The 24,900-nt window shown below is 40.6% G+C and carries 27 protein-coding genes; 16 read left to right on the forward strand and 11 right to left on the reverse strand.

Annotation, left to right across the window (positions count from 1 at the left end; translation table 11 throughout):
* Positions 1-6: 6 nt before the first annotated feature.
* From rsfS to ACTWQL_RS11060, 7 genes are read right to left on the reverse strand one after another with little or no spacing between them, the layout of a single operon-like run.
* Positions 7-360, reverse strand: a complete 354-nt coding sequence (gene rsfS / locus ACTWQL_RS11030) for a ribosome silencing factor (protein ID WP_443142496.1) — start codon at positions 358-360, stop codon at positions 7-9.
* A complete protein-coding gene (gene yqeK, locus ACTWQL_RS11035) occupies positions 357-932 on the reverse strand; it encodes a bis(5'-nucleosyl)-tetraphosphatase (symmetrical) YqeK (protein WP_443142497.1) in 576 nt (191 codons plus the stop codon). The genes rsfS and yqeK overlap by 4 nt, the downstream gene beginning before the upstream one ends.
* Complete coding sequence (locus ACTWQL_RS11040; RefSeq protein WP_443142498.1) at positions 919-1,503, reverse strand: nicotinate-nucleotide adenylyltransferase; 585 nt, start codon at positions 1,501-1,503, stop codon at positions 919-921. The genes yqeK and ACTWQL_RS11040 overlap by 14 nt, the downstream gene beginning before the upstream one ends.
* A gap of 4 nt (positions 1,504-1,507) precedes the next feature.
* Positions 1,508-1,801 (reverse strand): ribosome assembly RNA-binding protein YhbY, encoded by a 294-nt coding sequence (gene yhbY / locus ACTWQL_RS11045; RefSeq protein ID WP_221565710.1) that lies wholly within the window; start codon positions 1,799-1,801, stop codon positions 1,508-1,510.
* A gap of 2 nt (positions 1,802-1,803) precedes the next feature.
* Positions 1,804-2,640, reverse strand: a complete 837-nt coding sequence (gene aroE / locus ACTWQL_RS11050; protein WP_443142499.1) for a shikimate dehydrogenase — start codon at positions 2,638-2,640, stop codon at positions 1,804-1,806.
* Positions 2,618-3,724 carry a ribosome biogenesis GTPase YqeH gene (yqeH, locus tag ACTWQL_RS11055; protein ID WP_443142500.1) on the reverse strand — a complete coding sequence of 369 codons (1,107 nt, stop codon included), beginning with the start codon at positions 3,722-3,724 and terminating at the stop codon, positions 2,618-2,620. Before yqeH ends, aroE begins: the two co-directional genes overlap by 23 nt.
* 3 nt (positions 3,725-3,727) lie before the next feature.
* Positions 3,728-4,243, reverse strand: coding sequence for a YqeG family HAD IIIA-type phosphatase (locus ACTWQL_RS11060; protein WP_443142501.1), 516 nt, complete (start codon positions 4,241-4,243; stop codon positions 3,728-3,730).
* A 585-nt stretch (positions 4,244-4,828) separates the two neighbouring features.
* On the opposite strand from ACTWQL_RS11060, the gene ACTWQL_RS11065 reads away from it, so the two are divergent.
* The 8 genes from ACTWQL_RS11065 to pssA all read left to right on the forward strand — a co-directional run bounded on the left by ACTWQL_RS11065 (position 4,829) and on the right by pssA (position 11,611).
* Positions 4,829-4,972 (forward strand): sporulation histidine kinase inhibitor Sda, encoded by a 144-nt coding sequence (locus ACTWQL_RS11065; protein ID WP_443142502.1) that lies wholly within the window; start codon positions 4,829-4,831, stop codon positions 4,970-4,972.
* 374 nt (positions 4,973-5,346) lie between these two features.
* A complete protein-coding gene (locus tag ACTWQL_RS11070; protein ID WP_443142503.1) occupies positions 5,347-7,686 on the forward strand; it encodes a Na+/H+ antiporter subunit A in 2,340 nt (779 codons plus the stop codon).
* 2 nt (positions 7,687-7,688) lie between these two features.
* On the forward strand, positions 7,689-8,027 hold the full coding sequence (locus ACTWQL_RS11075; RefSeq protein WP_443142504.1) for a Na(+)/H(+) antiporter subunit C: 339 nt from the start codon (positions 7,689-7,691) through the stop codon (positions 8,025-8,027).
* Positions 8,020-9,498: a Na+/H+ antiporter subunit D gene (locus ACTWQL_RS11080; protein ID WP_443142505.1), complete on the forward strand. Its 1,479-nt coding sequence runs from the start codon at positions 8,020-8,022 to the stop codon at positions 9,496-9,498. Before ACTWQL_RS11075 ends, ACTWQL_RS11080 begins: the two co-directional genes overlap by 8 nt.
* A 6-nt stretch (positions 9,499-9,504) precedes the next feature.
* Positions 9,505-9,981 (forward strand): Na+/H+ antiporter subunit E, encoded by a 477-nt coding sequence (locus ACTWQL_RS11085; RefSeq protein ID WP_443142506.1) that lies wholly within the window; start codon positions 9,505-9,507, stop codon positions 9,979-9,981.
* Positions 9,978-10,268, forward strand: coding sequence for a Na(+)/H(+) antiporter subunit F1 (locus tag ACTWQL_RS11090; protein WP_443142507.1), 291 nt, complete (start codon positions 9,978-9,980; stop codon positions 10,266-10,268). The genes ACTWQL_RS11085 and ACTWQL_RS11090 overlap by 4 nt, the downstream gene beginning before the upstream one ends.
* The gene (gene mnhG, locus ACTWQL_RS11095) at positions 10,240-10,593 is read left to right on the forward strand and encodes a monovalent cation/H(+) antiporter subunit G (RefSeq protein WP_443142508.1); all 354 of its coding nucleotides are present in this window, start codon (positions 10,240-10,242) and stop codon (positions 10,591-10,593) included. The genes ACTWQL_RS11090 and mnhG overlap by 29 nt, the downstream gene beginning before the upstream one ends.
* Before the next feature lie 478 nt (positions 10,594-11,071).
* Entirely contained in the window at positions 11,072-11,611 is a 540-nt protein-coding gene (gene pssA, locus ACTWQL_RS11100; RefSeq protein ID WP_443142509.1) for a CDP-diacylglycerol--serine O-phosphatidyltransferase, read from the forward strand.
* A 140-nt stretch (positions 11,612-11,751) separates the two neighbouring features.
* Here the strand turns inward: pssA and ACTWQL_RS11105 are convergent, their stop codons facing one another.
* Both ACTWQL_RS11105 and ACTWQL_RS11110 read right to left on the reverse strand, forming a co-directional pair.
* Positions 11,752-13,533, reverse strand: a complete 1,782-nt coding sequence (locus ACTWQL_RS11105) for a M3 family oligoendopeptidase (protein WP_443142510.1) — start codon at positions 13,531-13,533, stop codon at positions 11,752-11,754.
* 510 nt (positions 13,534-14,043) lie between these two features.
* Positions 14,044-14,616 (reverse strand): HAD-IA family hydrolase, encoded by a 573-nt coding sequence (locus ACTWQL_RS11110; RefSeq protein WP_443142511.1) that lies wholly within the window; start codon positions 14,614-14,616, stop codon positions 14,044-14,046.
* Positions 14,617-14,964: 348 nt separating this feature from the next.
* Between ACTWQL_RS11110 and ACTWQL_RS11115 the strand changes: the two genes are divergently transcribed.
* From ACTWQL_RS11115 to ACTWQL_RS11130, 4 genes are all read left to right on the forward strand, one after another.
* On the forward strand, positions 14,965-16,599 hold the full coding sequence (locus ACTWQL_RS11115; protein WP_443142512.1) for an amidohydrolase: 1,635 nt from the start codon (positions 14,965-14,967) through the stop codon (positions 16,597-16,599).
* Positions 16,599-18,044 (forward strand): sodium:solute symporter family protein, encoded by a 1,446-nt coding sequence (locus ACTWQL_RS11120; protein ID WP_443142513.1) that lies wholly within the window; start codon positions 16,599-16,601, stop codon positions 18,042-18,044. The genes ACTWQL_RS11115 and ACTWQL_RS11120 overlap by 1 nt, the downstream gene beginning before the upstream one ends.
* A gap of 112 nt (positions 18,045-18,156) precedes the next feature.
* Complete coding sequence (locus tag ACTWQL_RS11125) at positions 18,157-18,492, forward strand: hypothetical protein (RefSeq protein ID WP_443142514.1); 336 nt, start codon at positions 18,157-18,159, stop codon at positions 18,490-18,492.
* Positions 18,493-18,613: 121 nt separating this feature from the next.
* The gene (locus ACTWQL_RS11130; protein WP_443142515.1) at positions 18,614-18,796 is read left to right on the forward strand and encodes a hypothetical protein; all 183 of its coding nucleotides are present in this window, start codon (positions 18,614-18,616) and stop codon (positions 18,794-18,796) included.
* Between the two features lie 97 nt (positions 18,797-18,893).
* Here ACTWQL_RS11130 and ACTWQL_RS11135 read toward each other — a convergent pair whose 3' ends face one another.
* Positions 18,894-19,979 carry an AI-2E family transporter gene (locus tag ACTWQL_RS11135; RefSeq protein WP_443142516.1) on the reverse strand — a complete coding sequence of 362 codons (1,086 nt, stop codon included), beginning with the start codon at positions 19,977-19,979 and terminating at the stop codon, positions 18,894-18,896.
* Between the two features lie 283 nt (positions 19,980-20,262).
* Here ACTWQL_RS11135 and ACTWQL_RS11140 point away from each other — a divergent pair, with 283 nt between their 5' ends.
* A complete protein-coding gene (locus ACTWQL_RS11140; RefSeq protein ID WP_443142517.1) occupies positions 20,263-20,454 on the forward strand; it encodes a helix-turn-helix domain-containing protein in 192 nt (63 codons plus the stop codon).
* A 19-nt stretch (positions 20,455-20,473) separates the two neighbouring features.
* Positions 20,474-21,106 carry a class I SAM-dependent methyltransferase gene (locus ACTWQL_RS11145; protein ID WP_443142518.1) on the forward strand — a complete coding sequence of 211 codons (633 nt, stop codon included), beginning with the start codon at positions 20,474-20,476 and terminating at the stop codon, positions 21,104-21,106.
* A 47-nt stretch (positions 21,107-21,153) separates the two neighbouring features.
* Here ACTWQL_RS11145 and ACTWQL_RS11150 read toward each other — a convergent pair whose 3' ends face one another.
* Complete coding sequence (locus tag ACTWQL_RS11150) at positions 21,154-21,318, reverse strand: hypothetical protein (protein WP_443142519.1); 165 nt, start codon at positions 21,316-21,318, stop codon at positions 21,154-21,156.
* A gap of 326 nt (positions 21,319-21,644) precedes the next feature.
* On the opposite strand from ACTWQL_RS11150, the gene rnjA reads away from it, so the two are divergent.
* Both rnjA and ACTWQL_RS11160 read left to right on the forward strand, forming a co-directional pair.
* A complete protein-coding gene (gene rnjA / locus ACTWQL_RS11155; protein WP_443142520.1) occupies positions 21,645-23,306 on the forward strand; it encodes a ribonuclease J1 in 1,662 nt (553 codons plus the stop codon).
* Between the two features lie 28 nt (positions 23,307-23,334).
* Positions 23,335-24,897 (forward strand): peptide chain release factor 3, encoded by a 1,563-nt coding sequence (locus tag ACTWQL_RS11160; protein ID WP_443142672.1) that lies wholly within the window; start codon positions 23,335-23,337, stop codon positions 24,895-24,897.
* Positions 24,898-24,900: the final 3 nt, after the last annotated feature.

A 24,900-nucleotide genomic window follows, 5' to 3' on the forward strand; every position in this document is an offset into this window, starting at 1 on the left:
ACTCCATTATGTCAGCATAGATTCAATGTTCAACGTTGGTGCATCGCCCCATAATTTCTCGAGGTTGTAATACATGCGATCATCCTTATGGAAGATGTGGACGATGACATCACCAAGATCGATGAGGACCCATCGTGATTGATCCAATCCTTCCAAACGTTTGACAGGGTATTCGTTTTCTTGGGCTCGATTTTTTACTTCACGGGCAATCGCTTCGACTTGTTTTTCAGAGTTTCCATGGCATATCATGAAGTAATCAGCCACAAGTGAAATCCCTTGCACGTCCAAGACGACTATGTTTTCAGCTCTCTTATCATCAAGAGCTCGTACGGATAATTCAACCAATTCATTTGCTGTCATTCATTTTTTCCTCCTTGTTGACGAACGATATCGTTATAAGTGTGTAGCGTTTCAGGGAAAACGAGTTGATTTCTTTTCATAAGAAATGTGATGGTGTTCATTAGAGACTGCTTCACAGCTTCATTTAAGTCCTCTTTAGCTGCTTCTCTGACATCCTCTACCCCGGGAAAATGTCTTCCTGGTTCAATATAATCTGCTAGAAAAATTATCTTTTCTAACATGGACATCCCGACTCTGCCGGAAGTATGACTACTTATCGCCTGAAGGATTTCCTCGTCCTCCATCCCCGCTTCTTTTTCGACTAGATAAGCACCAACAGGAGCATGCCACAGTTCTGAACCATAACGTAACAGATCTTCTCCAAGATTCTGTTCTTGAATGATTGTTTTCATCTCTTCCTTTGGACGAAACTTGGCATAATCATGGAATATCGCAGCCATCATTGCTTTTTCCGAATCGGCACCGAATCTCTCAGCTAATTCAACCGATGTATCCATGACACCGATCGTATGCTGGTATCGGTGCTCCGTGAGTTGTTCTTTCACAATTTTCAGCGCTTCATCCTTCGTCATATAACTGGTTCACCTCAATGTAATCCTTGACTGCTTCAGTAACATAATACTTTGTGTTTTTCTTTTGTCGGAAACGTTTCCTTAACATTGTAGAAGAAATACCGATCAGAGGGGTTTCAATAGCAATGATGCTATCAAGATAGGAACTCTTGAACGCATGTCCCGGCCGTTCGATGCCGATGAAGGTAACGATTTCCATCAATTCATCGATCCTTTCCCAGGTATGCAATGCCGCTACACTATCTCCTCCAATGATGAAATAGAATTCAAAATCAGGATGCTTCATCTTCAACTCTTTCATCGTATCGACTGTAAAAGACGGACCTTCCCGTTCAAACTCGATAAGAGAAAGTTCAAATTCTTCCACTTCCCCGATCATTTTCTCCACCATTTTCACGCGATCATTTCCAGACGAGACGCCATCGACTTTTTTATGTGGCGGTGATGCGCTGGGCATGAACCATATCTTGTCCAGGTTACATTGCTCAAGCGCCTCCTGTGCCATGATCAGATGACCAATATGAGGTGGATCAAAGGTACCTCCTAGAATGCCAACTTTATTCTTTTTCATTGGATCAGGATGGCAACTCGATCGTTTTTTTCTCTTTCGATTCTTTATATAAAACGATGGTATTGCCGATCACCTGGACAAGCTCGGCTCCAGTTTTTTCCGTTAAAGTTTCAGCTACTGTGTCCTTATCTTCTTCGCAATTTTGCAGTACACTGACTTTAATCAACTCCCGAGCTTCAAGTGCGTCATTGATTTGTGAATACATATTTTCATTTGTGCCGCCTTTTCCAACCTGAAAAATCGGATCCAGGTGATGTGCTTTCGACCGCAAAAACCGCTTTTGTTTTCCTGTTAACATGTTCATTTCCCTCCAAGCTTTTGTTCGACAGTCCGCTTCATCAAACTTAGGTCAGGCTTTCTCCCCGTCCAAAGTTCAAATGAAAGTGCTGCTTGATGTATGAACATCGGCACGCCATTTTGGACCGTACATCCTTTTTCCAGTCCTGCTTTCAAAAACTTCGTCATCAACGGGTTATAGATGATATCAACTAAGACTGTATGTGATTCCAGATTATTCAAGGAAATTGGTGTTTCGTTGATATTTTGGACCATTCCGATCGGTGTCGTGTTGATAGCAATATCATATCGATCTAGTCTCGCTGCCGCTTCCTCTAATGGAAGTGCTTGTCCATTATCCCCTTCAAGAAGTTCGACGGCTTTTTCTACGGTTCTGTTTGTGATTGTCACCTGTTCGATTCCATTCAAAAGAAATGCCTTTACAATAGCACGGGCAGCTCCCCCAGCGCCAATCACAAGAATATTGGATTCCTTCAAATTTAGGGGATGAATCTCAAGCAAGGACTGATAAAATCCAGGACCATCTGTATTGTAACCTTTCAGTTTAGATCCTTCCACAATGACAGTATTCACAGCTCCTATGGCCTCAGCGAAAGGGTCGATTTCATCCAGAAGGTTGATGATATCCAACTTATGTGGAATGGTCACATTGAAGCCCTTGCAACCGGCTTCGATAAGTGCCTTTACCTTTTGCTCCAGGTCGTCTTTTCGGACATGGACTGCCTCGTATTCGGCATCGATTCCCATTTGTTCGAAGCATGCATTATGGATATCCGGGGACATCGATTGCATAATCGGGTCACCGATCACAGCATACTTAGATAAGTGCTTGTCGTACATAGACACCCACTCCCTTAGGAGCATAAGCAGCTATTCTTGCAGGAGCAGAGGTTACTGTAATCCAACCAAGTCCTGAAAACACGATATCCACCTTATCCTCTTTTATGGAAAATTCATGCTTTGCTAGTGGTGGCAATTGGTCCACCTCATCTGAATCAGGCGGGCTCAGCAGTTCACCTGCCTGTTTTTCATAAAGGTCTGAAGCCTTTTCGAGCTTGGTCCGATGAATCGGCAGTTCGTTAGACAAGTAACATATGAACGACTGCTTCGGTCCAGACTCGAAGTCAAAACGTGCAAGACCGCCCATGAATAAGGTTTGCCCGTCATTTAACTGGTAAACCTTAGGCTTAATTTCTTTTTTCGGTGTGATTTTTTTAAGATCCTTCTTATTAATATAGTGTGCAATCTGATGGTGATTAATAATCCCCGGGGTATCGTAAAGTGAACTCTTCTCATCTAAAGGAATTTCTATGAGATCAAGCGTCGTTCCGGGATAATGTGATGTCGTAATTAATGTTGTAGTCTCTTCACTGAATTCTTTGATCAATTGATTGATGAACGTGGACTTACCTACATTCGTTGCGCCGACTATGTACACATCTTTATCATTCCGGTATTCTTCTATTGTCGCTGCAACTTCTTTTACCCTCATACCTTTTTCAGCACTCATCAATTCGACATCGATTACTTTTACACCTAATTGTTTAGCTTCATACTTCATCCAATTCTTTATTTTATTCGGTTTGACTGATTTAGGCAGTAGGTCAAGCTTATTGCCTATAAGCAGAATCGGATTCTTTCCGACAAAACGGTGGATACCTGTCAACCAGCTTCCACTGAAATCAAAAATGTCAACAATCTTCACAATCAATGCATCTTGTGAACCGATTCCTGACAAGATTTTACGGTAGTCATCGTCTGTAAGTGATACATCTTGTATTTCATTATAATGCTTCAAACGGAAACAGCGCTGGCAAATCACTTGCTCTCTTTCCAATGCTGATGGAGGAGCATACCCTAACTCTTTTTTATTTTCCGTTTGGATGGCCACTCCACAGCCCTCACAATATATCGAATTACCCAAAGATCATTCCTCCCAATTAATTAACCCTTTACGTTTCATCCACTGCAAAACATGGCGTTCCATATAACGATTGAGCTTTGTTGCGAGTCCATCACTTTTTGCAACAGGAACGACAAGGATGGTATATAACCCAAGCCTGTTTCCTCCTAAGACATCTGTGAAAATCTGATCTCCTACGACAACCACTTCATTATGCTGCAGTTTCATATTTTTCGCTGCTCGTTTGAAAGCTTTGGTCATCGGTTTACGAGCTCTGAAAATAAACGGGATATTCAAAGGATAAGAAAAACTCCTAACCCGATCCTCATTATTATTTGAAACGATGGTCACTTGTAAACCTTTATCCTTCAACATCGCAAACCATTTGATCAATTCAGGGGTAGCTTCAGGACGGTCCCATTCGACCAATGTATTATCAAGGTCAGTAATGATTCCTTTGATTCCTCTTTCTAATAACTCATTCGCATCTATATCATAAATAGAAGGAACATGTTCATTAGGCAATAATTGTTTAAACACTACCAATACACCTCATATCCAATTCTTCTTCAATCCAACCTTTATTGTATCAATAATTTACCCATCGACAATGTTTTTTCACCATTTCTTGTAGACAGATTCATTTTGAAAAACGTGTCTATTTTAAAATTAATAGACAGAGGAAAACCCTCTATCCTATTCCTAGCAACTAACTTCTAAAACACAAGATAAACTCCTCAAAACAAAAAAACAAAAACTTTTCGACAAATTTCGATTTATTCAGAATTTGTGGATAACTTTACTCACAATATACACATTGAAAATTAACCAATCATTTACTTTATGAACATTTTACCCACAAGTTATCCACTTCGTTTTGTGGATAAGAGAACGATTGTTCCTCATTCCATTTCATGGTAAGCTAGGTTTACATCATAACATAAAAGTTTATGCAAGCTTCGAATTCAATATGACTTATAAAATCTTTTATGACGAGCCTCAACGCTTTCCTCTATGTTGATCATATTCGAACTTATACTTTCATTAAAAACAGAACTTTCAAAAGAACGATCCTACTAATTTCTAATGAGTCTGGAGGTGCGAAGCCCCTTTTCGGCTGTGCTTATGGAAAATCTATCTGATGAGCTCTTGATTGAATCCTATCACAAAGCGAGAGAGTTGAAACTGAGCCACGATTTCATCACTTTGATCAAAAAAGAGATTGACCGCCGGCATTTGACTACTAACTTAATTTCTACGCACTTATAACCCAACCAACATTTTTTGTTGGTTCTTTTTTTTGCATTCTCTCTGTTAAATGACTTTGTCGATTTTCAAGCAAAATTCACGACACTCCTGCGGTAAAAGCGAGCCAGGTAAAACCCCACAGCGAGGAACTCGTGAGGAGGCACGCGGAAAGGGAGTGAATTTCGCAGAAATCAAAAAGCCTGTGCATTAACAACTATTAAAGTTCAAAACTTAGGTGATAATAGAATAAGATAAATCGTCAGTAGATTGTAACATCGCTGAATTTTTAAGGTCATTTGACGTTAAAATTGTTGATAATCCATAGTTATTGTGATTACAATGGGAATGGTACAGTACATATCTGATACGGAAATCTTGATAGGAGGATCTTTTTTATGTTGCAATATGCAGTCCTTGCTCCGTTCCTTACGGCATTTTTTGTGCCGTTTTTCTTTCGATACATACGGGCAATTCACACAGGATGGTTAATCCTCCCAATTCCTTTTGGGATCTTTGCGTATTTTTTATCACAAATTACTACAATTGCAGAAGGTCAAAACGTTTTTTCGCTTATACAATGGGTGCCTTCGCTGGGAATGAACTTCAGTTTTTATTTAGATGGACTTAGTTTACTCTTTTCATTATTAATAAGCGGAATAGGAACTCTTGTAGTTTTGTATTCCATTTTTTATTTGAATAAAAACGAAAAGTTGCATAATTTTTATGTTTTCTTGTTTATTTTCATGGGCGCAATGCTTGGTGTCGTTCTTTCCGATAACGTTTATGCGTTATATCTGTTCTGGGAGTTGACAAGTTTATCTTCCTTCCTCTTGATCGGGTATTGGTATGAACGGCAAGCTTCCCGTTATGGTGCGCTGAAATCGATGGTCATCACTGTATTAGGCGGCCTGGCCATGCTCGGAGGGCTCATCCTCCTTACCATCGTTACGGAAACGACAAGTATACGAGAGATGATTGCTGCTAGTGATATCGTACTAGAGAGCCCATATTTTACAGGTATATTAGTATTGATTCTATTAGGTGCATTCACGAAATCAGCACAATTCCCTTTCCATATCTGGCTTCCAGATGCGATGGAAGCACCGACTCCAGTCAGTGCCTTCCTTCACTCTGCAACGATGGTAAAAGCAGGGATCTATCTGACTGCACGCCTTTTCTTATTATTCGGCGGTACAGATATCTTTTTCGTTTTAGTAACAGGCTTTGGTTTATTGACGCTCTGTTGGGGATCATACATGGCTGTCCGACAAACGGATTTAAAAGCGATTCTCGCGTTTTCCACGATCAGTCAGCTTGGAATGATCATGACAATGCTGGGCTTCGGTACAAAAGCGGCTGTTTTCGCGGCTGTTTTCCATATTTTCAACCATGCAACTTTTAAAGGAAGTTTGTTCATGGTTGCTGGAATTGTCGATCATGAAACAGGAACGCGTGACATCAGAAAACTCGGCGGCTTAATGACATTGATGCCGATATCGGCGACATTAGCATTTTTCGGTGCCTTTTCTATGGCCGGTTTTCCCTTACCGATTTTCAATGGATTCTTAAGTAAGGAAATGTTCTTCCAAACGTCCCTGGATTTGGATACGACATCACCCCTTGTCGCTAGTATTGCACCATTTGTCCCGGTCCTTGCCGTATTAGGAAGTATTTTCACTTTCGTCTATTCAATGTACTTTTTCTTCCATACGTTTACGGGGAAAACACGTGGCGAATTGAAGATCAAACCACACGAGGCACCAATAGGCATGTTAATATCGCCTATCGTGCTAGTCATGTTTGTAGTAGTGGTCGGATTACTACCGAATTTGATCAACGGTCCTATTTTAACACCTGCTACTGCAGCGATATTCGGGGAAATTCCGGAAAAACATATCGTTTTTTGGCACGGTTGGAAGTCGTTACCCCTTTACATGTCACTGATCGTAGTCGCATTAGGAGTCATCCTTTATTTGACAAGAGCGAAATGGCAGGCTGTCTACAAGTGGATACCTGGGGTGTTGAGTGCTAATAAAGCCTATGATTCCATTTATAATATGAAATTCCGTATTTCTGAAAAAACAACTCGTACTTATATGACCGGATCAATCAGACATTATGTGTTATACATTCTTATTTTCATAGTTGGAGCAGTTGGTGTAACCCTGTTCGTGACAGACGGATTCGCAATTGAAACAGCCGACTTAGCACCTATTTCTTGGCCTGAAATCGTGGTCGGTCTTGTTATGGCGGTTGCTGCATTTGCGACGATTGTGATGAAAAATCGTATTGCAGCAATTCTCGTTCTTGGTGTGGTAGGTTATGGATTATCCTTACTTTTCGTGTTCTTCAGAGCACCTGACCTTGCTTTGACACAATTGATTGTCGAAACGGTGACGGTCGCATTATTTCTACTTTGCTTTTACCACTTGCCGAAGCTTGATACGGAAAAAACAAAACCGGGAGCCAAAACGGTTAATATCATCATTTCAGCATCCGTTGGTGTGCTAGTGGCTTTGATTGCGATCGCATCACATAGTTCAAAGAGCTTTGAAACGATTGCACACTATTTCATTAAAGAATCGCACCATCTTGGCGGTGGAAATAACGTAGTAAATGTAATTCTTGTAGACATGCGTGGACTGGATACGTTGTTTGAAATCACAGTTCTGGGTATAGCTGCTTTAGGGATCTATGCAATGATCCGACTCCGCGACAAGGAGGAGATCGATTAATCATGGAAATCATCATGTCGATCCTGGCTGGCATTCTTTTTTCAGCTGGGGTCTATCTATTACTTCAAAGACAACTACTGAAAATCATATTCGGTACAGCAATATTATCTCATGGCGCTCATTTACTCATCTTGACGATGGGAAAGCTTAACAGAGGCGCGCCTCCTATTCTGGAAGAAGGGATCGACACATATACGGATCCTCTTCCACAGGCTCTGATTTTGACTTCGATTGTCATTAGCTTTGGTGTAACGTCATTTTTACTCGTGTTGGCCTATCGAGCCTATAAAACCAATAAAACAGACAACATGGAGCAATTAAGGGGATCTGATCATGACTAATCTAATCATTTTACCAATTTTGATACCACTCATCGCAGGCACCATGTTCGTCTTTTTCAGAAAAATGCTGCCTCTGGTCCGTGCAGGAACACAAATTGCCACGCTTATCAATCTGGCAGTCACAGCATATGCCACTTATCATGTTATGCAACATGGTACCCTTGTTCTTGAAACTGGTGGATGGATCGCCCCCTACGGAATCATTCTCGTAGGTGATGGGCTATCGTTATCACTGATCCTGACTACGAATGTAGTTGCAGTAGCTGCTGCATTCTACGCACCATTTTCATTAGATAAGGGGCGTGAAGAATTTTATTTTTACTCGTTCTTCCTTATGCTCATTGGAGGGGTCAGCGGCGCATTCTTGACAGGAGACATTTTCAACCTCTTTGTCTTTTTTGAAGTATTGTTAATGGCTTCATATGGGTTGGTCGTTCTTGGGGGCACAAGACAACAGCTTCGCGAATCAATCAAATATGTACTGTTAAATCTTTTTTCTTCGATCTTATTTGTCACGACTGTAGCATTCCTGTATTCAGTTACTGGAACAGTCAACATGGCTCAGTTATCGGAACGTGTCGGGCACGTCAATCAATCGGGCATCTTGACAACAATCGGGCTTCTATTCTTTATCGTTTTTGCGACGAAAGGCGCATTGTTCCCATTATATTTCTGGATGCCGCATTCATACACAAAGCCACCAGCAGTCATATCTGCCTTGTTTGGTGCGTTATTGACCAAGGTAGGGGTTTATTCGATCATTCGAGTTTTTACATTGATCTTTAATGGAAATATCGACTATACCCATACATTTTTCATCGTTTTAGCAGGTTTCACGTTGATTTTCGGTGTTGCAGGAGCTTTATCTACACATAATATCAAACTGATCATAGCGTACAACATCATCCCTGCTGTCGGTTTCATGATCATGGGAGTTGGTGTTTTCAGCGATGTATCTCTTTCTGGATCTGTTTATTACTTAATTCATGACATGGTCATTAAAGCTGCGTTGTTTTTGTTGGTGGGAGCAGTTGCCATCGTAGCTGGTACCTCCGATATTCGAAAGATCAGCGGTTTGATCAAAGACTACCCGTACCTCGGGTGGATGTTCTTCATTGCTGCGGTTGTATTAGCAGGTTTACCTCCATTCAGCGGATTCATCGGTAAATTACAATTGTTGCAAGGTGCATTTGAAAATGGCCATTATGTGATTGCAATCATTGCGTTGATTACTAGTTTATTGATTCTAGTCTCGGTCATGCGGATCTTCATTCTTGGTTTTTGGGGAGAGGGTATGGAATTACCCCAAGAAAGACGCTCGATCACACCACTGTATTTTCCAATTTCCTTTTTATTGATCTTTTCGGTTGTACTAGGAGTTGGAGCAGAATGGTTTTTACCACATATCCAACAAATCGGCGTTGATTTGACAGAGCCTTCTGTATATATCGACGCAGTCTTAAAGGAGTAGTTCGATATGGCATTTCAACTAATAATCAACCTTGCAATCGGTCTGATTTGGATGTTTTTGATGGAATCCTATACCTTTGTTACATTTTTGATTGGATTCACCATCGGGATTTTCCTGCTGTTTTTGTTAAACCGTTTTATACCGGATACCTTTTATATGAGATATGTGATTGCAATTTGGAAGCTTATCCTTTTATTTGCAAAGGAACTCCTAATTGCAAATATCGATGTATTGAAAATGGTTTATAAACCAAAAATGGATATGCAACCTGGAATAATCGCACTCCCGATCGATTTAAAAACCAATTGGGAAATCACGCTACTGGCCAACCTCATTACTTTGACACCCGGGACACTGTCTGTAGATGTATCCGCAGATAACAAATTCCTGTACATCCACGCAATGGATTTGCCCGATGTCGATGAAACGATCAATCAGATCAAAGGCACGTTTGAGAAAGCCATAAAGGATGTGACACGATGAGCTCATTACTACACAATGTCGTCTGGCTATGTATGGTCATCAATTCGATATCTATCATCATGCTCCTCTATCGTGCCATCAAAGGGCCTTCCAATCCAGATAGAGCTGTAGCCATCGATACGATTGGAGTCAACCTGATTTCTATGACTGGCTTGGTTGCAATTCAATTGAGCACAATCAGACTGAATGATGTAATATTATTGATTGGAATTTTGACATTCATCGCAACGGTGGCAATTGCGAAATTCTTAGAAAAGGGTGTTATCATTGATCGAAGTCGTGATTAGTGTCCTTGTCTTACTCGGTACATTTTTCGTTTTCTCGAGTTCGCTTGGAATCCTAAGATTTCCTGATGTTTATTCTAGACTTCATGCGGCAACCAAAAGTGCAACACTTGGAGTATCTGGTGTCTTGATAGCAGCATTCATCTTCTTCATCGTTGAGGAAAGTATGGTCAGTGGAAAGTTGATTCTTGGTATCCTTTTCGTATTGATGACTGCTCCTGTAGCTGGCCACATGATTTCAAGGGCAGCCTATCGTACAGGTGTACCACTTTCTGAACGAACGATTAAAGACGAATTACAGAAAAAATATAACGATGAATCTTCATGAAACTAATGGAAAGCTGGCAGTCAAATAATCTGCCAGCTTCTATTTTTTTATAAATGGGTGTTTGCAAAACATTAGGCGATGATTAACAGCGGATAAAGTGCGGGAAAATAACTAACGTATGGAATTCATTTTTGAATTAAGCTCCTGTGCAAGTAAGCTGAGGAACCTTTCCTCTCGCATTTGGTGTAAAATGTAACCTTTGGCCGGATTCTGTTCAAAAGTGGCCGGATTATTCCTCAAACTGGCCGGATTTTGTATGATTCCCGCCGGATTACGTGTGATCGGCCCTGGAAATGGGCTGAATTTGCATATCGTTAATAAGCAAATGTGAACGTTTTTGGATATAATCATGTGAAATGTTAAGCAATTGTTAAATAAGACTTTCTTATTATGAGGTTGTGGCATATAATAGTTTTAAAAACTCAGGAGAAATTGGATTTTTCATTTTCATGAAAAACCAATAAGGAGTGACTTTATAATGTACTTTTTGGAACGGGTTGACCATACACTTAAACGAATGAAGAGTCAAACTGCCAATGCAATGACTTTGTTGAACCTGACATTAGGTGCAATTGCAATCGTTTGTATTCTGAAAGGTCAATTGGAATTGAGCTTCTGGTTCATCTTCCTGTGCGCTTTGTTTGACCGGTTTGATGGAATGATTGCGAGGAAGCTGCAAATAGAATCAGAGTTTGGTAAACAACTTGATTCATTGTGTGACTTGATTTCTTTCGGAGTCGCTCCGGCGTTTTTGATCTACCAAGCCGTACTACATGAATTCGGTATTCCAGGCATCGTCTTTATCATTATATTTATCATATGTGGTGCGATTCGTTTGGCCAGATTCAACATTACTGAATTTGATGGCCACTTCCGGGGTCTTCCGATCACAGCTGCCGGATGTATCATAGCCCTATCTTTTTTGACAGTGAACATGTTTCCAAATTACATTTTCATGTTCCTTGTCCTTATATTTTCCTTTTTAATGATCAGCAATGTAAGTGTGAAAAAACGATAGCACATAAAGAAAACTTGGCTCAGCCAAGCCTTTGGCGCAGGCTGCGCCTTAGTTGCGCTTATACTGAAGAAAGTATTTTTATACTTTCTTTAAGTACAAAAAAGGGATTGACCCAATGGGTCAATCCCTTTTTGATATTCTTATTTCGTCAGTTTCAAGAACTCTTCTACATCTTGTATTGCGAGTTGAATCGCATTGTTCCAGAAGTTCGGCTTTGTCAAATCTTCTCCAAGATGTTTCTCTGCTAAATCTTCTACCGACATTGTTCCAGTATCTTGAAGCAAGGCGATATACTTATCCTCAAATGCAGCCCCTTGCTCTCTTGCAATTGCATAAATACCTGCACTGAACATATATCCGAATGTGTATGGGAAGTTATAGAATGGTACATCCGTTATATAGAAATGTAACTTGGAAGCCCAGAAATACGGATGATACTCTCCTAATGCATCACAGTAAGCTTCTCTTTGTGCTTCCTCCATCAATCCCTTCAATCTAGGAACGGACACGAGTCCCTTTTCTCTTTCACTGTAAAAACGTGTCTCAAACAGGTAGCGCGCATGGATATTCATGAAGAATGCCACTGAACGTTGGATCTTATCCTCAAGGAGAACGATACGCTCCTCTTCTGTCTTCGCTGCTTCGACTGCTGCATCTGACACAAGCATCTCCGCATATGTGGAAGCCGTTTCTGCCACGTTCATTGCGTAATTCTGATTCAAATATGGAAGCTCATCCATAACATGCTGATGATAGGCATGCCCAAGCTCATGTGCTAGTGTCGAGACATTGCTTGCTGTCCCTGAGAATGTCATGAAGATTCGTGTTTCTTTAGCATTCGGAAAACTGGTACAGAACCCGCCTGGACGTTTTCCAGTACGATCTTCTGCTTCGATCCAAGCTTTTTCAAATGCTTTACGTGAAAACTCGCTCATTTTAGGATTGTACCGATTGAATTGCTCAATGATGAAATTAGCCGATTCATCATAGGAAACCTTCGTATCCGCTTTGCCTACTGGTGCATCCACATCAGTCCAGCCTAGCTGTTCAAGGCCAAGCATTTCTGCCTTTCGATCTAAATATTTCACAAAAGTGTTTTTGTGCTGTTCGATGACTTTCCACATCATGTCCAGTGTCTCTTGCCTCATGCGATTGATCTTAAGCGGCTCTTTCAGGACTGAATCCCACTTACGGTGTTGGTACGTGTTCAATCTGAACCCTGCAAGATGATTCAATGCTTCTGAACAAAAATCTTCTTGTTCTTCCCACGCCTTTTCATAGGCTGCAAAAGCTCGATGACGGATTTCTGGGTTCTGGCTGGATAGTTTATTATCCAATTGACCGACAGATAACTCTTTTTTCTCTCCATCTTCTTCAAATGGAATGCTCATCTTACCGACAACAAGATCATAAAGGTTGGACCATGCATGATAGCCATCAACCGCCAGGTCGTTGATGAGCGATTCCTGTTCAAAACCAAGTTTCTCTAATGCATTTTTTCGACGTTCACTCAATACAAACGTATATGAGTATAGATCATCATATTGCAGAAGCGTTTTCAATTCATTCTCAGTCAATTGAGTCAGTTTCACATCGAACTGTGTCCATAATGAATGATATTTCGCCCCGATCTGATCCAGCTTCCCTCGGATGGCGACTGCTTCTTTATCCTTTACATCCTGTGCAACCAGGCATCCAACAAACGCACCACTCTCATGAAGACGAGAAGATAGACGACTCATTTCTTCGACTACTTTTGCAAGGTCTTCATGATTTTGCGGATTGCAATCCTCGATTGTGCCTTTGGCTTGTACGATCTGTTCCTCAATGGATTGTATGTATGCCTTTAATTCTTGAGATGAACTACCACCTGGAAAAATATTTTCTAAATTCCACTTTTGGGGTAACTGTGTTAATTTCATAGACATCCTCCCTACAAAATATGTAATACCTTTATTATAAAGAAGATTGGGAAAATAAAAAAGAGAATGCATTCGACATAATTGTTCCCCTTTTCAGTGAGAGGAGATTTCTGCGGAATTTACCCCAGGTTTACTTCGGACAAGAAAGCAAGCAAAAAGCGTAAAGCTGTCCGAACATGTTTGCCACTGTCTTCCTTAAGAGTCCGGTTCGCCCCGGACACCCTTGCATTGTCTAGCGGCGACAACGACCTTCACCGCTTTGGACTCGAACCCTATAGCGTGTGCACATGCCGGGCACACCAATCTTAAAAAACAGACACTCGCGGTGTCTGTTTTTTAATCAAAGGCACATGCATACATGAAGTAGACAAGCATCAGGATCAAGGATACATTGAAAATGATTTCCATACGTTCAACCTCACCCCTCTTCTGCCATTGTATTATGTATATTTCCACAAACCCCTGCTGATTAACCTTCTTTTCCAATCCTTTTCTTCACAGGTATTAATATTAGACTTTCCTTTTTAAAATCACATAAAGTTCTTCGTAAGTATGTACATAATTATCCATACCTTCTATCGCATCATTTTGGAAACTGCATGTGGCAATTCCGAGCTCTTTTGCGGGGAGCAAATCCAATTCTCTATCTCCGACGACGAGATCAATCGAGTAATCTTGCAATATGTGTTTATAGGCTGCAGGGTCTGGTTTTCTCGGAAATTCATCCTCATAACCGATGATTTTCGTAAAATACCTTGTTAGCCCGTGGTGTCCCATTACGCTTTCCACGACTTGCTTCGAGTTGTGCGTGACAATGAAATTATGGTCCGCAAGCTCTAATACTTTCTCCAAATCTTCAAAAGGGATGAATTCTGATGGTTCAAGTTCATCCTCCAGAGCACGGAATTCCTCTTTCAATTTTTCGGAAAATCCATAATGCTCAAATGCATGGGTGAAAGAGACTTTCATATGGCTTAAGATTTCTTCTTCCTCGGTATCATTTCCAAGCACTTGTTTGAACAGTTTCACAAAAAGACGATAGCTATCAACAAGCGTTCCATCAAAATCCCATAGTATATTCATAAATTTTAAATCCCTCCTTATTCAAATCACTCCTATTCATTATTGTAATACGAAATTAGCCTCTAATACAAAAGTCCCCAATTATCTATTTTGTTTGAATTATCAAATAACTCCATTGACCTTGTTCCTGAATCCTGATAGGTTATTAATATATTCAAATACTATATGGTGGAATAACTGACCATCTAATCCGACTTTACTGATGCAAAGTAAAGCGATCCATTAGATGCAAAAGCCAGTTATATGTACAGGGGTAAGTATGTCTATTTACCTGTGCTGTTCATATTGCTGGCTTTTTTAATCAACTGAAAAATACATAGAAAAGAACGAAGGAGGCAGCGTTTTTTTTTGGAAAATGCAGATTTGATTTTCTTAAATGGGAAGGTGCTTACGATGGATGACGACTCTCCTTCAGCTGATGCTGTAACGGTGAAAGATGGAGTCATACAATACGTGGGGGCTCATCCAAGTGCTTTGTCATTCGTAAATGAAGATACCGAAGTCATTGACTTAGACGGTAAAACCTTAATGCCTGGTTTCATCGAGAGTCATATTCACCCTGCCATTTTTGGATTGACGTTATTAGAAGTGGATTGCAAACCGATTACCACTCCGTCCATCCCCCATCTTTTAAAGAAAGTTTCCGCTCAAGCTGCCAAAACCCCAAAAGGTGAATGGATCAAAGGCTGGGGGTGGGATGATAGCAAACTAGCTGAAAAACGAAATCCGACTCGTTTGGAACTAGATGAAATCGCACCTGATCATCCTGTTTTATTAAAAAGAGCATGTGCACACATGGTAGTAGTTAATACAAAAGCTCTTGAAATAAGCGGAATAACTGAAGATACCCCAAATCCCCCTGGTGGTAACATTGAGCAGGACGAGAATGGAAGATTGACTGGGTTATTGCAAGAAAAAGCTCAAGGGCTGCTGGCTGACCCGAAGTATGAGCTGTCGGATATGATCAAAGGGATGAAACTTGCCCAAGAGCATTTCGCACAATTAGGGATTACAACGGTGCATGATATGTCAACTCAAACATTAGATCTCCAACTCTATCAGTATCTATTAGAAAAGGATGCGCTCAAAGTGAGAGTACGTCCATGGATTTGGGCAATCGATCAGAATGGCTTTGATGGATCGATGGAAGAAGTCCTTAAAGTGGGATTAAGAAGTGGTTTTGGAAACAACATGTTGAAAATCCAGGGCTTGAAATTCATGTTGGATGGAAGTGTCGGCGGCAAGACTGCAGCCGTTACTGAACCATTCTTAGGAACGAAGGAGACCGGCATTCTCTATAACGACACCGATGAAATATTCCCATTAATGAAAGAAGGGATTGAATCAGGATTACGGATTGCCATTCATGCTATTGGAGATCGCGCGATTGAAGTGGCTCTCAGTGCCTTTGAGAAGATCAATGAAACCAATGAAGTCGTTGGTATGCGGAACCGAATTGAGCATTGTGCCTTACCAACCCGGAATCACCTTTCGCGTATGAATAAGCTCGAATTGATTGCCGCTTCATCCGTCGGTTTTCTCTTCCATATCGGTGACAATTATTTAAATAAACTAGGAAAAGAACGGATGAAGGATTTATTCCCGCATAAATCTTTCAAGGAATTTGGAATTATCGCTCCAGGTAACTCAGATTTGCCAGTTACAGATGTAAATCCATGGATGGGTATTTACGGAGCAGTGACAAGGAAATCATCCAGCGGACAGGTACTTGATGAATCACAAAACATATCCATATGGGATGCATTAAAAGCTTATACGGCTGATGCAGCCTACAGTTCATTTGAAGAGGAAACCATCGGAGTCATCAAGCCAAAAGCAAAAGCGGATCTCATGGTCATTTCAGATGATCCGCTGCAGGTAGTTGTAGAAAAACTGAAAGATATAAAAGTTGAAAAAACATTTCTTGAAGGAAGAATGATTCACGAATCTACTCATTATGAAGTTCTGGAAAGGAGAATGTGATGTTTAGTGAACAGCAGCAATTGATTCTTATTTCGGTAGTGGCAGTATACTTTCTCTTTCTATTTGGTTTATCCCTATTTATCAATCGGAAAATCAAAACGTATGATGATTACAATGTAGCAAGCCGTTCTGTCTCACTGGTTCCCCTTATCCTCACTTTTGTCGGAACAGCGATTGGCGGCTCAATCTTACTTGGATATATGACTAATGGCTACCGCTTTGGCATGGGACAGCAGTGGCTGGCTATAGGTTTTACCTTGACATCGATTGTCATGGCGATCTTTTTATTGAAGCGGATCCGATTAATTGGTGAAAAATACAATATGGTTACACTCGGTGACTTTACCGCTCTTCGATATGGAAAAGGTGCAAGAATACCCACAGTCATCTGTATCATGGTCGCTTATTGTGCAATAACAGGAATGCAATTCGTTTCAATCGCTACGATTTTGAATTTGACGATTGGAATGAGCATGACGGTTGGAATCTTGATCAGCTGGGTTCTTTTAACTTTGAAAACCTATTTCGGGGGACTGAAGTCTGTCATTTGGCAAGATGCTTTTCACGGGACGATTCAAACGGTAGGGATTTTCATTCTTTTTGCCGTAATTTTGTTTACGATGGGTGATTGGAACAGTATTTCAGAAAGGGCAACGAATACGGAAAACGGAAATATGTTGAGTATTTTCAATATCTCCACTTCCGAGTTTTTGGTCTATATGTTGACAATCGGCGCTTATCAATTCATTAGACAAGATCTCTGGCAGCGTTTTTGGGCTGCTAAGGATATAAAGACTGCACAATCAGGCTACTGGGCAGCCATCGTACTTGGATTCATTACTGCTGCAATTGTAGTCGCGATTGGTGTTTTCACGAAATTCGGTTTATTGATGACAGATATTGATCCTGCACTGATTTATTATGAGGTGGTTGGTGCTGTATTGCCGTTTCCAATGGTGATCGTGATGTTGCTTGCTCTGTTAGCAACTGTCATATCCTGTGCAGACTCTTTCTTCGTCGCAGCTTCATCCTCAATAGTCAACGATATTATCAAACCGAGGATGGGCGATATCGATAATCGGAAAATGCTGCTTTATAGCCGCTTATCAGTAGCGATCGTATCCGGTGTAGCTCTTTTGTTAGCACTCTATATCCCACAGTTGATTACTTTATGGATCACAGGATCAGCGATGCTCGTGTCAGGGTTGCTGGCTCCAGTGCTGTTCGGATTGTTTTGGAAACGGACAACCCAAACGGCAGGCATTATATCGATGTGGTCAGGATTAATCGTGGCTGTCATCTGGCAGATAGCCGGACATCCGTTTGGACTACACCCCGTTTTCATTGGGCTGCCAGTGTCCTTATTGGCAATCTTATCTGTTACGTTGCTTTCATCTAAAGAGCAAGAATGCATCATGTATGAAGACTTAAAGAAAATCGGTTGACAACGTGAATCAATCCCAGCTATCGTTTGGAGGATGGCTGGGATTTTCTATGAAATATATATTCATTTTAAATGTTTTATTGTAACATGGGGTAAAAGGGGAGGCGTTCAACATGAGAAGAATGTTTGTTTTCGGATTATTGTTTATTCTTTCAATGTCATCAGCCTTCATCACCCCTTTTCAACAAATCGATCAACTGACACTGATGCCTGATGAGGAAAATGTCCTCTCGACGTACGGATATCTGGTTTCGGCTGAAAGTGTCACCTTAACACCCTCCACTATCAATTCGAAAGGTTCTTCTAAACCACTCTTCAACCTTCAGTCTTTATTTGTTGAAGAACCATTAGAATGTGTTCCTTTTGACTTCACAAGTGGATCTCATCGCTTATCTGATGCTACCAGCTTCATTTATGCAATCATGTATCACTCGAATTATCTCTCCTGAAAAACTGTCGAGTTTCCAAAGCATAACGAGAGACTCTTTCTGTTTTTAAATCAGACAGAGTGATTTTGTGTTGGAAAAATAGTTTATCCATCCATACGGAGGGATTAAAGGAGAGATAAAAATGAAAAATAATAAAGATTCTTTTGAAGGTATTGTAATCATTTCATCAATCATCATCGTGTTTTTCGGTGTGATGATCATCACCGGGAAAGTGACAGGGAATGTTTGGCTCGCCTCTTTCCCTGAAGTTTCATGGAATAATCTAATTGCGAAAGAAGCGTTGAAGGATTTGTTTGATTTTTAACCATAAGTGTAGGTAAAGCCTTGACGTTTTATCTCTACATTGAAAATAGAAGAACTACTAAATAACGGGGAGACCAAGCCGGTCCCCCTGTATTCGTTCATGTAGTATTCCCATAAAGCCTGATAAGTCGTTTCGTATGGATGACAATGACTTTCGCGACTGCATATGTTGGAATCGCGAGAATCAACCCCAATAAACCGCCTATTGCGCTTGCGACAAGTAATAACAAGATGATCGTCAATGGGTGGACATCCAATCGTTTCCCCATAACTTGTGGTGATATCAGGTTACTTTCAATCTGCTGAATGACAATTACGCCAAGGATGACATATAAAGCCGTCATTGGTGATTGGATCAACCCAACGATAACGCCTGGTGCAGTACCAATGATAGGACCGATGAACGGTACAACATTCAATACGAGTGCAATCAACGCAAGGATCAACGCATAATCCAAACCGATAATAAGATACCAGATATACACGAAGGTCCCGATAAACACACTTACGATCAACTGTCCTTGTATAAATCCGCTCAACGCTTCATCCATATCCCTTAAAATCTTCAACCCTTCATCACGATGTTTTTCAGGTAAAAAGCGAAGAATCGAACCAGGGAGCTTGTCTCCATCTTTAAGCATATAGAAAAGGACGAACGGAAGCAGGATGATCACAATGATTATGTTCGTCAGTATATTCAAGAATGAAAGGATATGATTGCTGATAGACGATGATATATTTCCAATGGAACCGGATATTCGTTCTGTAAGATTCCCCTCTTTGACCATTTCACTGCCTAGAAACCGAGAGACTGCAGGATGTTGTTTCCAATCCTCCATTTTCTCCTTGAAGTCTTCTGCCAATTCAGGAGCACCGTCCACTAACCCTTTCACTTGCTCTTGTAAAACAGGACCAAATGTCCAGAAAACACCTGTGGCAACCCCTGCAAAAGCAAGATAAACGATCAAAATCGCCAGTACTTTAGGGATCTTCAATTTTCGTATCCACTTGACCACTGGACGGAATAAATAGAAAAACACACCCGAAACGACAATTGGAAAGAATAACGTTGTGATCAGGATTCCGATCGGTTTGAATAGAAAGGATATTTCCGTCCCGATCCAAATGATGATGAACAATAATAATACCCATATGAGTGCGCGAAACAGTTTAGAATGTAACACCCCTCCAACCTCCTCTCTGTTTCTCACTCAATACCCTTTAAGAAGGAACTTCTAACTTCCAAATCTCACATACTGTTTCCGATGTTCATTCATCTTCTAATCTGTTATCAATTACGGCACTACTTTTAGAATACACCCTTAAATACCAGTCTAATTTTGAATAAATAAGATAAATTAAATTAATTTATTTATAATCATTTATAATTCAGTGTTATCCATTACTTTTATCCACAAAAAGAATTTGTTATAATAATAATCAGATTTCTATAGAGGAGCGGTCCTGATGGAAGACAAATACCCTGAGATTATGACGGTTTCCCAGGTTGCGGAATATTTACAAATCAGTGAAGTAACTACTTATAAACTAGTCCAGGAAAAGAAAATACCCGGGTTCAAGATCGGGCGTCATTGGCGAGTTAAAAAAGAAGACCTTTCTATTTTTATAGAGAAATTGAAGAACGGTGAAAAAATATAATCAAAGCGGTGACTCATAATTGTTGGAAAATACAGGTGAACGCATTATCCCAGATGAATTAAAGCCTACAAGTGGGCTTTTTTTAGAACATATTGCAAGATATTATTTTTCACTTCCCTATGTGAAAGGAAGAGTTTTGGATATTGCTTGTGGTTCAGGTTACGGTAGTCATTTTGTTGCAAAAACGAAGAAAAAATCGATATCAGAACTTGTAGCGGTGGATAATGCTCCTGCAGTGATTGATTATGCAGCTAAGCGATACAATCATCCCCTAATCGAGTATCGTGTTGAAGATGCACTCAATTCGAAACTTATTAAGAAGATCGGAATGTTTGATACAATTCTTAGTTTTGAAACGATTGAACATGTACCTGATGATCGGAAATTTCTCAAAATCCTATTTGAATTATTGAACCCTGGCGGTATGTTAGTCTTATCTACTCCTTTCGGTCACGGAAGGAATGAACCTTGTGGATCTCCATTTCATTATTTTCAATTAACCACACAAGAATTCGAAGAACTCTTCACCCAATATTCCTTTTCTGAGGTTGAAATTTATCATCAAAGAGGCGTTACGATTGAACCACCACGAAAAGAAGTGAAATATACCCTTGGAGTAGCTGTGTGTAAAAAAGATGTTGAACAGACGTAATCCAGTTTTAAGGATAGGCTCTTTTCTAAAAGATTGTTGCTTTTGGGTCATTTTTGTAAAGAACCATCTTGTGCAAGTTGATTGGAGAGCAAGGTGCGAGACTCCTCGAAAATGAAAATCGCATTTTCTTCGTGCGATGTAACGCTGCCGAAGCTTTCCTTGTCCTGCGGGATCAGCGTGCCTACTACCTGAATAATCTCCTCGCAAGGCATGCGACGAGGAAGCTCGCTTCGACAGGACTTTCTTGTAGACGCAGGAGCACAAATGCTTCCTTGAAAAGGAGACTCCTGAGGTCGCAAGGCGACGAGTGGGCTCACCGCACGCCCCGCGGAAAGCGAGCATACTGGTGCGGAAATCAATGACTTTTAAAGAAAACTCGGCGAGACCAAGCCTTTTGTAGGTCGAGCCTTAGCTGCCCTTATACTGAAGAAAGTATTTTATACTTTCTTTAAGTGCAAAAGCAAGAAAGTTTGCGCAAACAGCCTAAGGATAAAAAGAAAAAAATCAAATCTTAGATAATTAGTCATGGAGGATTCTTATGAAAGCTACCCCACCTATTAAATTGTTCGCCCTTGGCGGTCTGGGCGAAATCGGAAAAAACATGTATGGTCTACAATATGAGAATGAAATGATTTTGGTTGATTGCGGAATCAAGTTTCCAGATGAAGAACTACGAGGTATCGACTATGTCATTCCTGATTTCTCATATCTAGAAAAAAATAAAGATCTAATAAAAGGTGTATTCATTACCCATGGACATGAGGATCATATAGGATCAATTCCCTTTTTATTAAAACGTCTGAATGTGCCAATCTATGCTGGAAAATTATCAATAGGCTTCATCAAAGATAAACTTGAAGAACATCGTCTTTTGCGTGGTGCAAAATTGAAAACGGTTGATGAGAATTCATTTGTAGAATTCGATCATTTTTCAGTCCGTTTCATGCGAACGAGCCATAGTATCCCTGATTCATTAGCGGTATGTATAAATACCCCATTTGGGAACATCGTCCATACAGGTGATTTCAAATTTGATCTAACACCAGGAGGCGCATCTTATGATATCGGTAAGATCGCTGAAATCGGCAATGAAGGTGTTTTTTGTTTAATGTCAGATAGTACGAACAGTGAAATTCCTGGTTTCTCTTTGTCCGAATCAGCCGTCAAAGAAACCTTATTTGATATTGTTGAGCAAATTGAGGGACGCATCATTTTTGCCACATTCGCATCGAATATCTATCGTCTGCAGCAAGCGATAGAGGCTTCCATAGCTTTTGATCGTAAGGTAGCGGTGTTTGGCCGAAGCATGGAACGGTCGATTCGGATCGGGCGTGAATTAGGTTATATTAAAGCGCCTGAAGATACATTCATTTCAGGTAATGAGATCAACCGATATCCATCTAGTAAAATCACAATCTTATGTACAGGGAGTCAAGGAGAACCTATGGCTGCCTTAGGAAGGATAGCAAAAGGCTTACACCGTCAGATCCAAGTCATACCAGGAGATACGGTTATCTTTTCTTCCTCTCCTATTCCAGGTAATATTAAACAGGTTTATAAATTGATTGATCAATTGGAACGAATCGGAGCTGATGTCATACATAATAAAATGAGTGACATCCATACCTCTGGCCACGGAACCCAGGAGGAACAGAAATTGATGATTCGTTTATTGAAACCAAAATATTTTGTTCCGATCCACGGGGAATACCGGATGCTTGTCAACCATGTTAAGTTGGCAGTTGATTGTGGGGTCGAACCCGAAAATACGTTTGTTTTAGATAATGGCGATATTTTGGCATTGAATGATGATGGAGGTCGAATGTCGGGCTCCTTCCCTGCTAATCCAGTCTATGTGGATGGAACCGGTATTGGAGATATTGGAAATATCGTTCTCAGAGATCGTCGTCTCCTTTCCCTCTGTGGAACAGTCGTCGTCACCATCACGATTGATTCAAAGAATGCAACCTTGTTGTCTGGGCCTGCACTTGTCTCCCGGGGATTCGTTTTCATGAGAGAATCCGGAGAGCTGTTAAGTGAAGCCGAAAGACTTGTTGAAAAGGAAGTTAATGCAATGCTCGCAGAAGGGATCACGAAGTGGTCTGATCTGAAGAAAAAGATTTCCGACCTCCTCACTTCCTACTTTTTTGAAGAAACGAAACGGAATCCGATGATCCTCCCTGTCATCATGGAAGTATAATCTTAGTAATGGAAAGGCATTTATTATGATGAAACAACCACAGCTAGAAGAAGAAATCAACAAAAGGAAAACATTTGCAATCATTTCGCATCCAGATGCAGGTAAAACAACCCTGACTGAAAAAATATTGTTCTTAAGCGGGGCAATCCGTTCTGCAGGTACAGTCAAGTCGCGTAAATCAGGCAAGTATGCTACTTCCGACTGGATGGAAATGGAGAAGCAGCGTGGCATTTCAATCACTTCTAGTGTCATGCAGTTCACGTATAACGATTATAAAATCAACATTCTTGATACCCCTGGCCATCAGGATTTCAGTGAAGATACGTACCGTACTTTGATGGCGGTCGATAGTGTAGTTATGATCATCGATGCCGCCAAAGGTGTAGAGGCTCAGACGAAAAAGCTCTTCAAGGTTTGCAGCGATCGAGGCATTCCAATCTTTACATTCATCAATAAAATGGACCGACAAGGCCGAGACCCATTTGAATTGCTTGAGGATATTGAGGAAGTCCTTGGGATTCAATCGTTTCCGATGAACTGGCCAATCGGGATGGGGAACTCTTTCCAGGGCGTCTATGACCGCATTGTACACAAAATACATGTCTATGATGAACAGCGAGAACATCATTCCTTTAAGTTAGAGAATGATGATTTTAGCGGTAATGAAATAAAACAATTAGTGCAACCTGAACAACTATCGGAATTGCAAGATACCATTTCCTTGTTGGATGAAGCCGGTGACTCTATAGACATGGAGTCGATCAAACAAGGCAAACAGACACCTGTGTTCTTTGGAAGTGCGATCTCGACGTTCGGTATCCCTGCTTTCATGGAGCATTTTCTTGAACTTGCACCAGCACCACAAGGTCGGGAAAGTGATGAAGGATATATAGAACCATCTGATGAGGATTTTTCTGGATTCATTTTTAAGATTCAAGCGAACATGAATCCTGCCCATCGAGATCGTATTGCGTTCATGAGAATATGCTCAGGTAAATTCAACAAAGGGATGGAAGCGTGGAACAATCGAACAAACAAGTCAGTCAAATTGGCACAAGGCCAACAGTTTTTTGCTGCATCAAGAGGAAATATCGATGAAGCTTATCCAGGAGATATCGTCGGGTTGTATGATCCAGGGTTATATCAAATTGGAGACACACTTTGCGGACAGAAAAATACGTATTCTTATGGTAAACTACCTCAGTTTCCGCCGGAGCATTTTGCGAAAGTCCGTGCAAAGAATGCCATGAAACAGAAACACTTCTATAAAGGTGTCGCTCAATTGGCTGAGGAAGGTGCTGTACAGGTTTATAAAACTGCAAAAATGGAAGAAACGATTCTTGGGGTTGTCGGCGTCCTGCAATTCGAAGTTTTCGAACAACGGCTGAAATCGGAATATGGGGTGGATCTAGACATCCAACATCTTCCTCATACATGTGCTAGGTGGGTTTCAGAAGATAAGAACTTGAAGCTGGACAGTACGAATTATCTTGTTCACGATGCATTAGGAAAACCATTGATCATTTTCGAGAGTGACTTCGCCTTGAGATGGTTCAAAGATAAAAATCCTAATATAGAACTACAATTATAATGG

The sequence above is a fragment of the Pseudalkalibacillus sp. R45 genome, assembly GCF_052246725.1.
Classification (GTDB): Bacteria; Bacillota; Bacilli; order Bacillales; family Fictibacillaceae; genus Pseudalkalibacillus.

Bases quoted from the DNA above. Each gene is read 5' to 3' on its own strand.
- ACTWQL_RS11130 (WP_443142515.1), top strand. From the start codon at position 18,614: ATGAAAAATAATAAAGATTCTTTTGAAGGTATTGTAATCATTTCATCA.
- ACTWQL_RS11140 (WP_443142517.1), top strand. From the start codon at position 20,263: ATGGAAGACAAATACCCTGAGATTATGACGGTTTCCCAGGTTGCGGAA.
- ACTWQL_RS11125 (WP_443142514.1), top strand. From the start codon at position 18,157: ATGAGAAGAATGTTTGTTTTCGGATTATTGTTTATTCTTTCAATGTCA.
- rnjA (WP_443142520.1), top strand. From the start codon at position 21,645: ATGAAAGCTACCCCACCTATTAAATTGTTCGCCCTTGGCGGTCTGGGC.
- ACTWQL_RS11075 (WP_443142504.1), top strand. From the start codon at position 7,689: ATGGAAATCATCATGTCGATCCTGGCTGGCATTCTTTTTTCAGCTGGG.
- ACTWQL_RS11160 (WP_443142672.1), top strand. From the start codon at position 23,335: ATGAAACAACCACAGCTAGAAGAAGAAATCAACAAAAGGAAAACATTT.
- yqeK (WP_443142497.1), bottom strand. From the start codon at position 932: ATGACGAAGGATGAAGCGCTGAAAATTGTGAAAGAACAACTCACGGAG.
- yhbY (WP_221565710.1), bottom strand. From the start codon at position 1,801: ATGTTAACAGGAAAACAAAAGCGGTTTTTGCGGTCGAAAGCACATCAC.
- rsfS (WP_443142496.1), bottom strand. From the start codon at position 360: ATGACAGCAAATGAATTGGTTGAATTATCCGTACGAGCTCTTGATGAT.
- ACTWQL_RS11070 (WP_443142503.1), top strand. From the start codon at position 5,347: ATGTTGCAATATGCAGTCCTTGCTCCGTTCCTTACGGCATTTTTTGTG.
- aroE (WP_443142499.1), bottom strand. From the start codon at position 2,640: ATGTACGACAAGCACTTATCTAAGTATGCTGTGATCGGTGACCCGATT.
- ACTWQL_RS11040 (WP_443142498.1), bottom strand. From the start codon at position 1,503: ATGAAAAAGAATAAAGTTGGCATTCTAGGAGGTACCTTTGATCCACCT.
- ACTWQL_RS11090 (WP_443142507.1), top strand. From the start codon at position 9,978: ATGAGCTCATTACTACACAATGTCGTCTGGCTATGTATGGTCATCAAT.
- ACTWQL_RS11105 (WP_443142510.1), bottom strand. From the start codon at position 13,533: ATGAAATTAACACAGTTACCCCAAAAGTGGAATTTAGAAAATATTTTT.
- ACTWQL_RS11085 (WP_443142506.1), top strand. From the start codon at position 9,505: ATGGCATTTCAACTAATAATCAACCTTGCAATCGGTCTGATTTGGATG.
- ACTWQL_RS11120 (WP_443142513.1), top strand. From the start codon at position 16,599: ATGTTTAGTGAACAGCAGCAATTGATTCTTATTTCGGTAGTGGCAGTA.
- ACTWQL_RS11080 (WP_443142505.1), top strand. From the start codon at position 8,020: ATGACTAATCTAATCATTTTACCAATTTTGATACCACTCATCGCAGGC.
- ACTWQL_RS11150 (WP_443142519.1), bottom strand. From the start codon at position 21,318: ATGCCTTGCGAGGAGATTATTCAGGTAGTAGGCACGCTGATCCCGCAG.
- ACTWQL_RS11110 (WP_443142511.1), bottom strand. From the start codon at position 14,616: ATGAATATACTATGGGATTTTGATGGAACGCTTGTTGATAGCTATCGT.
- pssA (WP_443142509.1), top strand. From the start codon at position 11,072: ATGTACTTTTTGGAACGGGTTGACCATACACTTAAACGAATGAAGAGT.
- ACTWQL_RS11065 (WP_443142502.1), top strand. From the start codon at position 4,829: ATGGAAAATCTATCTGATGAGCTCTTGATTGAATCCTATCACAAAGCG.